At 60.1% G+C, this 13,725-nt stretch carries 14 protein-coding genes; 9 read left to right on the top strand and 5 right to left on the bottom strand.

The features are described from left to right. Together ACIOZM_RS19740 and ACIOZM_RS19735 are read left to right on the top strand one after the other, a co-directional pair. Positions 1-192: hypothetical protein (locus tag ACIOZM_RS19740; RefSeq protein WP_401216468.1), on the top strand; the 192-nt coding region annotated here is incomplete at its 5' end. Between the two features lie 349 nt (positions 193-541). Continuing rightward, on the top strand, positions 542-1,060 hold the full coding sequence (locus ACIOZM_RS19735) for a glycine cleavage system protein R (protein ID WP_401216467.1): 519 nt from the start codon (positions 542-544) through the stop codon (positions 1,058-1,060). 103 nt (positions 1,061-1,163) lie between these two features. On the opposite strand, the gene rarD is transcribed toward ACIOZM_RS19735, so the two are convergent. The 5 genes from rarD to ACIOZM_RS19710 form a co-directional block, all read right to left on the bottom strand. Next, positions 1,164-2,051, bottom strand: coding sequence for an EamA family transporter RarD (gene rarD, locus ACIOZM_RS19730; protein WP_401216466.1), 888 nt, complete (start codon positions 2,049-2,051; stop codon positions 1,164-1,166). Positions 2,052-2,255: 204 nt separating this feature from the next. Next, complete coding sequence (locus ACIOZM_RS19725) at positions 2,256-3,230, bottom strand: serine/threonine protein kinase (protein ID WP_401216465.1); 975 nt, start codon at positions 3,228-3,230, stop codon at positions 2,256-2,258. Between the two features lie 166 nt (positions 3,231-3,396). Further along, on the bottom strand, positions 3,397-5,298 hold the full coding sequence (locus tag ACIOZM_RS19720) for a PhoX family protein (protein WP_401216464.1): 1,902 nt from the start codon (positions 5,296-5,298) through the stop codon (positions 3,397-3,399). 72 nt (positions 5,299-5,370) lie between these two features. Further along, positions 5,371-6,135 carry a TOBE domain-containing protein gene (locus tag ACIOZM_RS19715; protein ID WP_401216463.1) on the bottom strand — a complete coding sequence of 255 codons (765 nt, stop codon included), beginning with the start codon at positions 6,133-6,135 and terminating at the stop codon, positions 5,371-5,373. A gap of 186 nt (positions 6,136-6,321) precedes the next feature. Next, complete coding sequence (locus tag ACIOZM_RS19710; RefSeq protein ID WP_401216462.1) at positions 6,322-7,056, bottom strand: ComF family protein; 735 nt, start codon at positions 7,054-7,056, stop codon at positions 6,322-6,324. A 91-nt stretch (positions 7,057-7,147) separates the two neighbouring features. Here ACIOZM_RS19710 and bioB point away from each other — a divergent pair, with 91 nt between their 5' ends. The 7 genes from bioB to ACIOZM_RS19675 form a co-directional block, all read left to right on the top strand. Next, positions 7,148-8,203, top strand: coding sequence for a biotin synthase BioB (gene bioB / locus ACIOZM_RS19705; RefSeq protein ID WP_401216461.1), 1,056 nt, complete (start codon positions 7,148-7,150; stop codon positions 8,201-8,203). A 147-nt stretch (positions 8,204-8,350) separates the two neighbouring features. After that, positions 8,351-9,529 (top strand): 8-amino-7-oxononanoate synthase, encoded by a 1,179-nt coding sequence (gene bioF, locus ACIOZM_RS19700; RefSeq protein ID WP_401216460.1) that lies wholly within the window; start codon positions 8,351-8,353, stop codon positions 9,527-9,529. Then, positions 9,522-10,253 carry an alpha/beta fold hydrolase gene (locus tag ACIOZM_RS19695; protein WP_401216459.1) on the top strand — a complete coding sequence of 244 codons (732 nt, stop codon included), beginning with the start codon at positions 9,522-9,524 and terminating at the stop codon, positions 10,251-10,253. The genes bioF and ACIOZM_RS19695 overlap by 8 nt, the downstream gene beginning before the upstream one ends. Then, positions 10,246-11,058 (top strand): malonyl-ACP O-methyltransferase BioC, encoded by an 813-nt coding sequence (bioC, locus tag ACIOZM_RS19690; RefSeq protein WP_401216458.1) that lies wholly within the window; start codon positions 10,246-10,248, stop codon positions 11,056-11,058. Before ACIOZM_RS19695 ends, bioC begins: the two co-directional genes overlap by 8 nt. Then, complete coding sequence (bioD, locus tag ACIOZM_RS19685; protein ID WP_401216457.1) at positions 11,055-11,735, top strand: dethiobiotin synthase; 681 nt, start codon at positions 11,055-11,057, stop codon at positions 11,733-11,735. The genes bioC and bioD overlap by 4 nt, the downstream gene beginning before the upstream one ends. Positions 11,736-11,841: 106 nt before the next feature. Further along, positions 11,842-12,138, top strand: a complete 297-nt coding sequence (locus ACIOZM_RS19680; RefSeq protein WP_129395789.1) for a pyrroloquinoline quinone biosynthesis protein PqqE — start codon at positions 11,842-11,844, stop codon at positions 12,136-12,138. A gap of 277 nt (positions 12,139-12,415) precedes the next feature. Continuing rightward, positions 12,416-13,725 (top strand): phenylacyl-CoA dehydrogenase (locus tag ACIOZM_RS19675; protein WP_401216456.1); only part of this gene is annotated, 1,310 nt, incomplete at its 3' end.

Genomic DNA, 13,725 nt, shown 5'->3' with positions numbered 1-13,725 from the left:
GTCGGTGACCTGCAGGCCACCGACTTGAACGTGTTCAGTCATTGCTTGCCTCACTCTGCTCAGCTATTTCGCTTTTCAGCTCTTCAAATTGACAATGAAGCCTCTGGCCATTTAAACCACAAACCCCTCAACCAGTGCATGCCATTTCTGGCGGCTGGGTTGGGACCAATCAACGGCTTGGGGCCTTGCTGACGGGGCTTTCAGGGTTGCGAACATGCCTTGGGCAGACATCGATCCAGCGTTATGTAGTGCGCGCTGCGGCATACTACATGATGAATTGCGCTTGTGAAAATCAGACTAATTACGTCGATCTGCGACCCCATGACGCATTGCGGTCACGACGCGGCACGGGATGTTCTCAAAAAACTATTGGATTGTTCCAGCTAAATATCAAAAGTTGTACACATAAATACTATGTGCCTGCTATGGGCCCTCCTTTCCTGTGGCCATAAATGGTTGCCATAAGTGTTGGGATGCTGAATCAGGTCCCTTGCCTATACTTGCCCTTCTATAACAAAAGTCATGACAAGAGGGCTGCGCCATGGACCATCTCGTACTCACCGTCTTCGCCCCGGACAAGCCCGGGCAGGTCGAGCGCATTGCCCAATGCATCGCCGAGCACGGTGGCAACTGGCTGGAAAGCCGCATGTCACGGATGGCCGGGCAGTTCGCGGGAATTCTTCGGGTGGGTGTGCCAGCGGAGGCTTACGACGAATTAGTCGATGCCTTACAGGCGCTGTCGGCACATGGCATTCGTGTGTTGATCGCCGAAAGCGGTATCGAACAGTCCTGCACCTGGAAACCGATCGCCATGGAGCTGGTGGGCAACGACCGCCCAGGGATCGTGCGCGACATCACCCGATTGCTCAGCGAGCAGGGTGTCAACCTCGAACGGCTGGTGACTGAAGTACGACCGGCGCCGATGAGCAGTGAGCCGCTGTTTCACGCCGAGGCGATTCTTGCGGTACCGCTGACCTTGTCGCTGGACGTTTTGCAATCGCGCCTGGAAACCCTGGCGGACGATCTGATGGTGGAATTGGTTCTGCGCACCGATCCCTGATCAGGTTATCCAGTTTTTATATGCACCTGCTTGTGGATAACCTTGGGAAGGAACGTTGCAGGCCACGAGAACCGTGGCCTGCGAAGCTTAGTACGTTTTTTGATCAGGCGCGGCGACGCAAACTTATCCACGCATCGACGCTGTACACCGCCAGACCTGCCCAGATAAACATGAACGCTATCAGCGTGCTGGATGACAACTGCTCACCGAACAGCAGCACTGCCTGCAACAACACCAGCGTTGGCGCGATGTATTGCAGGAAACCGATGGTGGTGTAGGGCAAGTGGCGCGTGGCCGCGTTGAAGCACACCAGCGGCACCAACGTTACCGGGCCGGCCGCGATCAGCCACCAGGCTTGAGAAGTCGTCCAGAACTCGGGTTGAGCGCTGGTTGCGGTCTGATTGAACAGCAACCAGGCAATGGCAATCGGCACCAGCATCCAGGTTTCCACTACCAATCCCGGCAACGCCTTGACCGGCGCCTGTTTGCGGATCAACCCGTAGAAGCCAAAGGTCAGCGCCAGCACCAGCGACACCCACGGCAGACTGCCGACCTGCCACACCTGCTGCGCCACACCGACTGCCGCCAGCCCGACCGCGACCCACTGCATGCGGCGCAAGCGTTCGCCAAGAATCAGCATCCCCAGCAACACGTTGACCAGCGGGTTGATGTAGTAACCGAGGCTCGCTTCGAGCATCCGTCCGTTATTCACCGACCACACATAGGTCAGCCAGTTGGCTGCGATCAGTGTGCCGCTCAATGCCAGAATTGCCAGACGCTTGGGGTTGTCGAGCAATTCGCGCAACCAGCCCGGATGTTTCCAGACCATCAGCAGCAACGCGCCGAAAAGCGCCGACCAGAGCACCCGGTGGATGATGATTTCGACTGCCGGAACCTCGGCAATGGCTTTGAAGTAGATCGGGAACAGGCCCCAGATGATGTAGGCGGTCAGGCCCAGAATGTACCCGCGACGCGGGTTGGCGGCTTGCATGCAGAATCCTTGCGTGGGCAGCTGGCAAAGGAGGGATTGTAAGGAGATTTGTCGGCGGATGTCCGAGCTGATTAGTCAGAAAATTGTGAACACAGATCCAATGTGGGAGCTAGCCTGCTAGCGATTGCGCTGGTTCAGTCAACGCGATGTTGAATGTCAGTCCGCTTTCGCTAGCAGGCTAGCTCCCACAAGGTTTGTGGTGAATCAGAATAACTTCAGCGGTTGTTCCTGGAGTGCCGAGAGTTGCTCACGCAGCGCCAGTACCTGATCGCCCCAATAGCGTTCAGTGCCGAACCACGGAAAACTGTGCGGGAACGCCGGGTCATCCCAGCGCCGAGCAAGCCAGGCGCTGTAGTGCATCAGGCGCAAGGCGCGCAGCGGTTCGATCAGTGCCAGTTCACGCGGATCGAAATCATGGAATTCGTTGTAGCCATCCATCAATTCCGACAGTTGCCCGAGGCATTCCTGACGGTCGCCGGCCAGCATCATCCAGATGTCCTGCACTGCCGGGCCCATGCGGCAGTCGTCGAGGTCGACGATGTGGAACATCTCGTCACGGCACATCATGTTGCCGGGGTGGCAGTCGCCGTGCATGCGGATGTTCTGATGCGGCGTGGCGGCGTAGGCGTCTTCGACACGCTTGAGCAGATCGCGGGCCACGGACTCGTAAGCCGGCAGCAGGCTCTTGGGAATGAAGTTGCCTTCGAGCAGGGTGTTCAGCGAGGCGTGGCCGAAGTTCTGCACGGCGAGGGCTTCACGGTGTTCGAACGGCTTGGTCGCGCCGACCGCATGAATCCGCCCGAGCAACTGGCCGAGGCGATACAGCTGATCGAGATTGCCCGGCTCCGGCGCACGGCCACCACGACGGGGAAATAGAGTGAAGCGGAAACCGGCATGTTCGTGCAGGGTTTCGCCGTTGTGGATCAATGGCGCAACCACCGGGATTTCTACGTCAGCCAGTTCGAAGGTGAACTTGTGTTCTTCGAGGATGGCTTCGTTGGTCCAGCGTTGCGGACGATAGAATTTGGCGATCAGCGGTTCGGAGTCTTCGATGCCAACCTGATAGACACGGTTTTCGTAGCTGTTGAGCGCCAGAATGCGCGCATCGCTCAAGAAGCCGATGCTTTCGACAGCATCGAGTACGAGGTCTGGGGTGAGGGTTTCAAACGGGTGGGCCATGCTGACTCCTGCGCGCAGCAGGCTGCCGCGTCCGGCCCGGCATGGTAGCGCAGACTGTAGGCTTTGAGGTGAGAGTTGTCTGTGCTGACGCCATCGCTGGCAAGCCAGCTCCCACAGGGTCCTGCGCAAAACCTGTGGGAGCTGGCTTGCCAGCGATGAGGGCCTGTCAGGCGCCGACGATCCCGCCGTCCTCACGAGTAATCGCCATCACCGACGAGCGCGGCTTGCCGTTCGGCAGATGCTCGGGGAAGGTCGAACCACCGTTTTCGCCCGGATGCTGAATCCCGACGAACAGGGTTTTCTGATCCGGCGAGAAGCTGATCCCGGTCACCTCGCAACCAATCGGCCCGACCATGAACCGGCGAATTTCACCCGTCGCCGGATCGGCGCAAAGCATCTGGTTATTGCCCATGCCGGCGAAGTCCCCGGCATTGCTCGAATCGCCGTCAGTCAGAATCCACAGACGCCCGGCCTTGTCGAAGCCTAGGCCATCCGGGCTGTTGAACATGTTCTGCGGGGTGATGTTCTTCGATCCGCCCTTCGGCGTGCCGGCATGCACGCTCGGGTTGCCGGCGACCACAAACAGATCCCAGGCGAAAGTTTTCTCCGCGTGATCGTCGCGGTCGGTGCGCCAGCGCAGGATCTGCCCGTAGACGTTCTTCTCGCGAGGGTTCGGGCCACCCACTGGTTGACCGTCTTCACCGCGCTTGGCGTTGTTGGTCAGGGTGCAATAGACCTGGCCGTCCTTCGGACTGACGACAATCCACTCCGGGCGGTCCATGCGCGTGGCGCCGACGACGCTGGCGGCCAGTCGTGCGTGGATCAGCACTTCGGCCTGATCGGCAAAACCGCTGCTGGCGTCGATGCCGTTTTTGCCGTGGGTCAATTCGATCCACTGGCCCTGGCCTTTCGGGTGATCCGGGTTGCCGTCGCCGGCATCGAACTTGGCCACGTACAAAGTGCCGTGATCGAGGATGTCGCGATTGGCTTTCGGGTTGCGGTGGTTGATGCGCTCGCGGCTGACGAATTTGTAGATAAACTCGCCACGCTCATCGTCCCCCATGTACACCACGGCGCGCCCATCGTCGGTTTCGGCGAGTGCGGCGTTCTCATGCTTGAAGCGGCCCAGCGCGGTGCGTTTGACCGGGGTCGATTGCGGATCGAACGGGTCGATCTCGACCACCCAGCCGTGACGGTTGAGTTCGTTGGGGTTCTTGGCCAGATCGAAGCGTGGGTCGAACGGGTGCCAGTTGATTTCCCGGCTGGTAACCGATGCGCCGTAGCGCTTCTGCGCCGGGTCGAATTGTTGTTGCGCGTTGCTGCTACCGAAGCAATCGGTGAAGTTCTCTTCGCAGGTCAGGTACGTGCCCCACGGCGTCATGCCGTTGGCGCAGTTCTGGAAGGTGCCGAGGACTTTCTTGCCACGCTTGTCGGCGCTGGTTTTCATCAGCTCGTGACCGGCGGCCGGGCCGCTGATGCGCAGCGGCGAGTTGCCGTGGATACGGCGGTTGTAGCGCGAGCCCTGAACGAACTGCCACTGGCCGTTCTTGCGCTGCACTTCGATCACTGAAACGCCTTCGCAGGCCAGCGCCTTGCGCACGTCTTCGGCCGATTGCGGCATGCCGCCGTGCGGGTAGAGGTAGCGGTAGTTGGTGTATTCGTTGTTGATCGCCATCAACGCGCGGTTCTTGTCGTCGGGAAAGGCGAACAGGCTCATGCCGTCGTTGTTATCGCCGAACTGCACTTCCTGTGCGGCGGCGGTGCCATTGCCGCTCGGGTCGAAGGCCGGGCCGTTTTTTTGCAGCGGCTGGCCCCAACTGATCAGTACCGAAGACTTGTAGCCCTTGGGCAGACTGATGACGTCGGTGGTCGCGGCGGCAATGCTGTCGAAGCCGAGCAGGCGGCTGTTGCCGGCGCTGACACCGGTGGCCAGCGCACTGCGGCTCAACAGGCTACCGCCGAGGAACATCGCTGCGCCGCACAGGGCGCCGGCGCTGATGAAACCGCGCCGGCTAAGGCCGACCATTTTTTCCAGATCGGTGGATTGGTTTTCTTCTAACAGGCTCATCTCAGGCTCCCTGCATGGTTTTTGCAGCCACCTTAATGAGGGTCGATGACGCTTTTGTTGCAGGGCGCCGAGCTAGAGCGGTGTGCCGATCAGCACATTGGAAGGGGAGAACTGCACGCGGACCGGTTGCTCGACACTCAGGCCATGGGTGCGCAAGTGCAGCGGCTCAGCCAGGGCGCAGAGGGTCTGGCCATTGGGCAGGGCGATGCGAACTTCGCTGGGGCCGTCCTCGGCATCGAGAATCGCCTCGATGGTGCCGTTTAGAAGATTGTGACCGGATGTTGCAGGTTGCTCGCTGGACAGCAGTTCGAGCCAGCCGGCCTTGATCAGCGCCACCACTTCGGTGCCCGCGTGCAGTTCCAGATGCACGGTGCTGTCGTGAGTGATCTGCGCGTCGATCCATAGCCCTTCGGCCAGTTCCAGGCGAATCAGGTCATTGCGCCCCTGGCTCTCGATTGCCACGACTTTGCCGTGCAACTGATTGCGGGCGCTGGTGCGCAGCATCAAGCGGCCAAGCAAGTCGAGGTCGCTGGCATCTTCGGCGGCCTCCAGCACTTGTGCCTGCAAGGCTTGCAGTTTTTGATAAAGACGCAGGACACGTTCGCCTTCGCTGGACAGTTTGGCGCCACCGCCACCCTTGCCGCCGACCGCGCGTTCCACCAGCGGTTTCTGCGCGAGGTTGTTCAGCTCATCAATGGCATCCCATGCCGCTTTGTAACTCAGGCCGGCGCTTTTCGCGGCGCGGGTGATCGAGCCCTGTTCGGCGATGTGTTGCAGCAGGGCGATGCGCTGCGGGCGACGGACGATGTGCTGGGACAACAGGGTTGGCAGGGACATAGATGAGCGCTTTGTGCTGTGACGATGGGGGTTGAAGTTGGCGGCTCGGGACCCGAGAGTCAAGCCCGACGCTAATCCCCTTGCAGGAGTGAGCCTGCTCGCGATGGCGTCATGTCAGACGAGATCATCGTTGAATGTCAGTCCGCTATCGCGAGCAGGCTCACTCCTACAGGGATAGTGGTTTGCTCAAGTACCCGGTTTTGGCGTGCGTGCCAGGCAATAGACATCGACCCTTGCGGCGCCTGCGTCGATTAACAGTCGCGCCAGTGCCTGAGCGGTGGCTCCAGTGGTCAGCACATCATCGACCAACGCCAGATGTCGGCCTGCTACTTGCGCGTCGGGTGTGAGCACAAAAGCATTGCGCAGATTGAGTTGGCGCGCCTTGGCGTCGAGGTCCTGCTGGGCGCTGGTATCGAGAATTCGTTGCAGCAGATTCTCTTCGCAGGGCAGATCGAGGTGTTGACCTAACCAGCGCGCCAGCATGCTGGCCTGATTGAAACCGCGCTGGCGCAATCGCTTGGTGGCGAGCGGCACCGGCAATAACGCATGTGGGCGTGGCAAGTCTTCTTCGAAGCGATGTTGCAGGAATTGCCCGAGAACTTCGGCGAGCAGGTGGCCAAACGGCCAATTGGCGCTATGTTTGAAGCGAGTGATCAAACTGTCCACCGGAAACCCGTAAACCCACGGCACGGCAACCTGTTCGAAAGCCGGCGGCTCATGCAGGCAACCACCGCAAGTCATGCCGGGCGCGAGTAGCGGTAGCGCGCAAGTCAGGCATTGATCACCCAGCCAGGGCAGGTCGGTTTCGCAGGCCATACACAGCGGCGTTTGAGCATCTGCGGGCTCATTGCATAACAAACAGAGTTGTACGTTTTTTAAACAGATGTAAACCTGGCCTTCGTACTGTGGTTGACAGCGCATTGCTCTTCCTTAAATATGCCGAACATCCGTGTCGCGTCTGTGGGTATTCCGTTCCCGCAGCCGCCAGCCAAGCATAACCAAGGAAACACCCATGAGCGCGAGCACCACTGCCACCCTGCGTCACGACTGGTCTTTGGCCGAAGTCAAAGCTCTGTTCGTACAGCCTTTCAACGACTTGCTGTTCCAGGCGCAGACGGTGCACCGCGCGCATTTCAACGCCAACCGGGTTCAGGTTTCCACGCTGCTGTCGATCAAGACGGGCGCCTGCCCGGAAGATTGCAAGTACTGTCCGCAGTCCGGTCACTACAACACCGGTCTGGAAAAAGAAAAGCTGATGGAAGTGCAGAAGGTCCTCGAAGAGGCTGCCCGCGCCAAGTCCATCGGCTCGACGCGTTTCTGTATGGGCGCGGCGTGGAAGCATCCATCGGCCAAAGACATGCCGTACGTGCTGCAGATGGTCGAAGGCGTGAAGGCGCTGGGTCTGGAAACCTGCATGACCCTCGGTCGCCTCGATCAGGACCAGACCGAAGCGCTGGCCAAGGCCGGCCTCGACTACTACAACCACAACCTCGACACCTCGCCGGAGTTCTACGGCAGCATCATCACCACCCGCACTTACAGCGAACGCTTGCAGACGCTGGCCTACGTGCGTGAGTCGGGGATGAAGATCTGCTCCGGTGGCATCCTCGGTATGGGCGAGTCGCTCGATGACCGCGCCAATCTGCTGATCCAGTTGGCCAACCTGCCAGAGCATCCGGAGTCGGTGCCGATCAACATGCTGGTGAAGGTTGCCGGTACGCCGCTGGAAAACGCCGAAGACATCGACCCGTTCGATTTCATCCGCATGCTCGCCGTGGCACGCATCCTGATGCCGCAATCCCACGTGCGCCTGTCCGCCGGCCGCGAAGCGATGAACGAACAGATGCAGGCCCTGGCGTTCTTCGCCGGTGCCAACTCGATTTTCTACGGCGACAAACTGCTGACCACCGCCAACCCGCAGGCTGACAAGGACATGCAATTGTTCGCACGCCTGGGCATTCAGCCGGAAGCTCGCGAAGAGCATTCGGACGAAGTTCACCAGGCCGCGATCGAACAGGCGCTGGTTGAGCAGAAGAGCACCGAGCAGTTCTATAACGCTGCGGTGTGATCGCCGTCTGAAATGCAAAAAACCTGTAGGAGTGAGCCTGCTCGCGATAGCTGTCTGACATTCAACATCTATGTTGACTGACACGACGTCATCGCGAGCAGGCTCACTCCTACAAGGGATCTGTGTCACTTGAAAGCCGAGGCCTGCATGTCTTTCGATCTCGCCGCACGCCTTGCCGCCCGTCGTGCCGAAAATCTCTATCGCCAGCGCCCGCTGCTTGAAACCCCACAAGGGCCACAAGTGGTGGTCGATGGTCAGCCATTATTGGCGTTCTGCAACAACGACTATTTAGGCCTGGCCAATCACCCGCAGGTGATCGAAGCCTGGCGCGCTGGTGCCGAGCGCTGGGGCGTTGGCGGCGGTGCGTCGCATCTGGTGATCGGCCACAGCACCCCGCATCACGCGCTGGAAGAAGCCTTGGCTGACCTGACCGGTCGTCCGCGCGCGTTGCTGTTCACCACCGGTTACATGGCCAATCTTGGCGCCGTCACGGCGCTGGTCGGGCAGGGCGACACGGTGCTCGAAGATCGGCTCAATCATGCCTCGCTGCTGGATGCCGGTTTGTTGTCCGGGGCGCGCTTCAATCGCTATCTGCACAACGACGCCGTGAGTCTGGCCAAGCGCCTGGAGAAAGCCACCGGCAACACGCTGGTGGTCACCGATGGCGTGTTCAGCATGGACGGCGATATCGCCGACCTGCCGGCGCTGGCTCGCGAAGCCAAGGCCAAAGGTGCGTGGCTGATGGTCGACGATGCTCACGGCTTTGGGCCGCTGGGCGCCAACGGTGGCGGAATCGTCGAGCATTTCGGTTTGAGTCAGGACGATGTGCCGGTGTTGGTCGGCACCCTCGGCAAAGCGTTCGGCACTGCTGGTGCGTTCGTCACTGGCAGTGAAGAGCTGATCGAAAGTCTGATCCAGTTCGCTCGCCCATACATTTACACCACCAGCCAGCCGCCGGCGCTGGCCTGTGCGACGCTGAAAAGCCTTGAACTGCTGCGCAGCGAGCATTGGCGGCGTGAACATTTGCAAACGTTGATCCGCCAGTTCCGCCATGGCGCCGAACAGATCGGCTTGGAACTGATGGACAGCTTCACCCCGATTCAGCCGATCATGATTGGCGATGCCGGCCGTGCGGTGCGCTTGTCGCAGATGCTGCGCGAGCGCGGCTTGATGGTCACCGCGATCCGCCCGCCCACCGTGCCCGCTGGCAGTGCGCGGCTGCGGGTGACGCTGACCGCCGCCCACAGCGAGGCGCAGGTGCAGCTATTGTTAGAGGGACTGGCCGATTGCTTTGCCCAACTGTCGTCGGAGCCAAGCCATGCGTAACCGACTGATCCTGCTGCCCGGTTGGGGCCTCGGCATTTCGCCGCTGGAACCGTTGGCCGCCGCATTGCAGGGACTCGACGAACATCTGCATGTCGAGATCGAGCCGCTGCCGGAACTCGATTCCGGCGACCTGCAAAACTGGCTCGACGAACTCGATGAGCGAATTCCTCAGGATGTCTGGCTTGGCGGCTGGTCGCTGGGTGGCATGCTCGCTTCTGAACTGGCGGCGCGTCGGGGTGAGCATTGCTGCGGTCTGCTGACGCTGGCGAGTAATCCTTCTTTTGTTGCCCACGAACAGTGGCCGAGCGCGATGCCGGCCGAGACCTTTGATGCGTTTCTCGCCGGTTGCGCTGCTGATCCGAAAACCACCCTCAAACGTTTCTCGCTGCTGTGCGCACAAGGCGCTCAGGACCCGCGTGGCTTGTCGCGGCTGTTGCTGAACGCGGCGCCGACTGCTTCGCCCGCAGCGTTGATGTCGGGTCTGGAATTGCTGGCGCAGATAGACACTCGCGCAGCTGTGCAGGCGTTTCGCGGCCCGCAGTTGCATCTGTTCGCCGGACAGGACGGTCTGGTGCCCGCCGAGGCAGCGGGGGAGTTGTTCGCGTTGTTGCCGGATGTCGAAATTGGCCTGATCGAACAGGCCAGCCATGCGTTTCTGCTGGAGGACCCCCACGGAGTGGCGGGTGCGATCCAGGCGTTTTTACATGAGTGCGGTGATGACTGATTTATCTCTAGCGGCGTTGCCCGGTGGCTTGCCTGACAAACGTCAGGTGGCGGCGTCTTTTTCCCGTGCAGCGGCCAGCTACGACAGCGTGGCTGAGTTGCAGCGCGATGTCGGTTCGCAGCTGTTGCAGCGTTTGCCGGCAGACTTTGTTCCGGCGCGTTGGCTGGATCTGGGCTGCGGCACTGGTTATTTCACTCGGGCGCTGGCCGAACGTTTCGACGCAAGCAACGGGCTGGCGCTGGATATTGCTGAAGGCATGCTCAATCACGCCCGTCCGTTGGGTGGTGCTCAGCATTTCATCGCCGGTGATGCCGAGCGGTTGCCGTTGCAGGATTCCAGCTGTGATCTGATCTTCTCCAGCCTTGCGGTGCAGTGGTGCGCGGATTTCGATTCGGTGCTCAGCGAAGCCTTTCGTGTGCTGAAACCGGGGGGGATTTTCGCGTTTGCTAGTCTTTGTGTAGGAACGCTGTACGAATTGCGCGATAGCTGGCGGCAGGTCGATGGCCTGGTGCACGTCAACCGCTTCCGCGAGTTCGCTCGTTACGAGCAGCTGTGCGCGGCCAGCGGTTTGCGCACCGTCAGTCTGGAAAACCAGCCGCATGTGCTGCATTACCCGGATGTGCGCAGTTTGACCCACGAACTGAAGGCGCTCGGCGCGCATAATCTGAATCCGGGCAGGCCCGGCGGTTTGACCGGGCGGGCGCGGATTCTCGGTCTGGTGGATGCTTACGAGCAGTTCCGTGAGGCGTCGGGATTGCCGGCGACTTATCGAGTGGTCTACGCCGTGTTGGAGAAACCCTTATGAGCGCAGCCTATTTCATCACCGGAACTGACACCGACGTCGGCAAGACCACCGTGGCTGCCGGATTGCTGCATGCGGCGCGCTCGGCGGGATTGAGTACGGCGGCGGGCAAACCGGTGGCCTCCGGTTGCGAGGTGACCACCAAGGGTTTGCGCAACAGCGACGCATTGGCGCTGTTGGCTGAGTGTTCATTGCCGCTGACTTATCAACAGGTCAATCCGGTGGCGTTCGAACCGGCCATCGCCCCGCATCTGGCGGCGCGCGAGGCTGGCGTGGCGCTGACGGTGCAATCGCTGCTGGCGCCGATGCGCACGATTCTCGCGATGAATGCCGATTTCACCCTGATCGAGGGCGCGGGCGGCTGGCGTGTGCCGTTGGCGGATCAGGACAATCTTTCCGATTTGGCTATCGCCTTGAAGCTGCCGGTGATTCTGGTGGTTGGCGTGCGATTGGGTTGTATCAGTCATGCGCTGCTGACGGCCGAGGCGATTGCTCGCGATGGTCTGCAACTGGCGGGCTGGGTGGCGAATATCATTGATCCGAAGACCTCACGGCTGGAGGAAAACCTGGCGACGCTGGCCGAGCGGATTCCCGCGCCGTGTCTTGGTCGGGTACCGAAACTCAAGTCAATCAGTGCCGAGGCGGTGGCGGAACATCTGCAATTGGATCTGCTCGACTGATTTTGCCTATGAGCAGGCACTGTGCCATTAGTGTTTTTGACGGGTGTTTTTCTGACGCCTCTGGTTCAATGGCTTCTATTGATCCTTCCCAAGGACGAGAGCTCCCATGGAAATCTCCGGTAACACAGCTTTTTATGCGGGTTTGAGCACGATTCAGACCGGGCAGAACCGTGTCGATCAGGCCGCCAGCCAGATCGCTAACAACACCATTGAGCGTTCGGTCACCAGCCAGTCTTCGGAAGCGCAGATCGATCGTCTGCGTGGTGTGGATCGCAGCCAGCAAATGGATCTGGGCAGTGATATGGTGCAGATGGCTCAGGGCAAGTTCCAGGTAGAGCTGGGCGCCAAAGTCGCCAAGGCATCCGATGAAGTGCTTGGTACGATCATCGATACCTTTGCCTGATTTGCAGCATTTCATGTATCGCTAACGCCGCGCCTGTTCGCGGCGTTTTTCGTTGTAAGTCCTTCTCTCTCAACTAATCTTTGTTTGATTGCCCGTGGCTCGGTCGAGCGCATGGCGTTCTGTCGTGCCCGGCGTTTGGAAACCGTGATGACGAACGGCAAAAGATCGACGCTTGACAAGATTTCGGCGTAAACGTATGTTTCAAACAACTGTTTGACCGTCACAACAAATCAACGCGGTCGTTCATTCCCGGTTACATCAGCAGAGGTTTATCGCTATGCCTGAAAACAAGGCCCCCATGCGTGATATTCGCTTCGTTCGTGACGAACTGCTCGGCTACGAAGCGCACTATCAGAGCCTTCCGGCTTGCGCAGACGCAACTCCGGACATGGTTGACGCCATTCTCGAAGAAGGCGCCAAGTTTTGTGAGCAGGTACTGGCTCCGCTGAACCGTGTGGGCGACATCGAAGGTTGCACCTGGAGCGAGACCGGCGTGAAAACCCCGACTGGCTTCAAAGAGGCTTACAAGCAATTCGTCGAAGGCGGCTGGCCGAGCCTGGCGCACGACGTCGAGCACGGTGGTCAGGGTCTGCCTGAGTCGCTGGGTCTGGCTGTCAGCGAAATGGTTGGCGAGGCCAACTGGTCGTGGGGCATGTACCCGGGCCTGTCGCACGGCGCGATGAACACCATCTCCGAGCACGGCACCCCTGAGCAGCAGGACGCCTACCTGACCAAACTGGTTTCCGGCGAATGGACCGGCACCATGTGCTTGACCGAACCGCACTGCGGCACCGACCTGGGCATGCTGCGCACCAAGGCTGAACCTCAGGCTGACGGTTCCTACAAAGTCTCCGGCACCAAGATCTTCATCTCGGCCGGTGAACACGACATGGCCGACAACATCGTCCACATCGTACTGGCCCGCCTGCCGGATGCACCGGCTGGCACCAAAGGCATCTCCCTGTTTATCGTTCCAAAGTTCATGCCGAATGCTGATGGCACCATCGGTGCACGCAACGCTGTGACCTGCGGTTCGCTGGAACACAAGATGGGCATCCACGGCAACGCCACTTGCGTGATGAACTTTGACGGCGCGACCGGTTTCCTGATCGGCCCGGCCAACAAAGGCCTGAACTGCATGTTCACCTTCATGAACACCGCTCGTCTGGGTACCGCGCTGCAAGGCCTGGCCCACGCCGAAATCGGTTTCCAGGGTGGCCTGAAATACGCTCGTGACCGTCTGCAAATGCGTTCCCTGACTGGCCCGAAAGCGCCGGAAAAAGCCGCTGACCCGATCATCGTGCACCCAGACGTGCGCCGCATGCTGTTGACCATGAAGGCCTTCGCCGAAGGCAACCGTGCGATGGTGTACTTCACCGCCAAACAGGTCGACATCGTCAAATACGGCGTGGACGAAGAAGAGAAGAAGAAAGCCGACGCACTGCTGGCTTTCATGACTCCAATCGCCAAAGCGTTCATGACCGAAGTCGGTTTTGAATCCGCCAACCACGGCGTGCAGATCTATGGCGGCCACGGCTTCATCGCCGAGTGGGGCATGGAGCAGAACGTTCGCGACAGCCGCATTTC

The organism is Pseudomonas sp. NPDC087346 (assembly GCF_044744235.1).
In the GTDB taxonomy this organism is placed as follows: Bacteria; Pseudomonadota; Gammaproteobacteria; order Pseudomonadales; family Pseudomonadaceae; genus Aquipseudomonas.
This window is presented reverse-complemented; position numbering and strand designations above follow the sequence as displayed.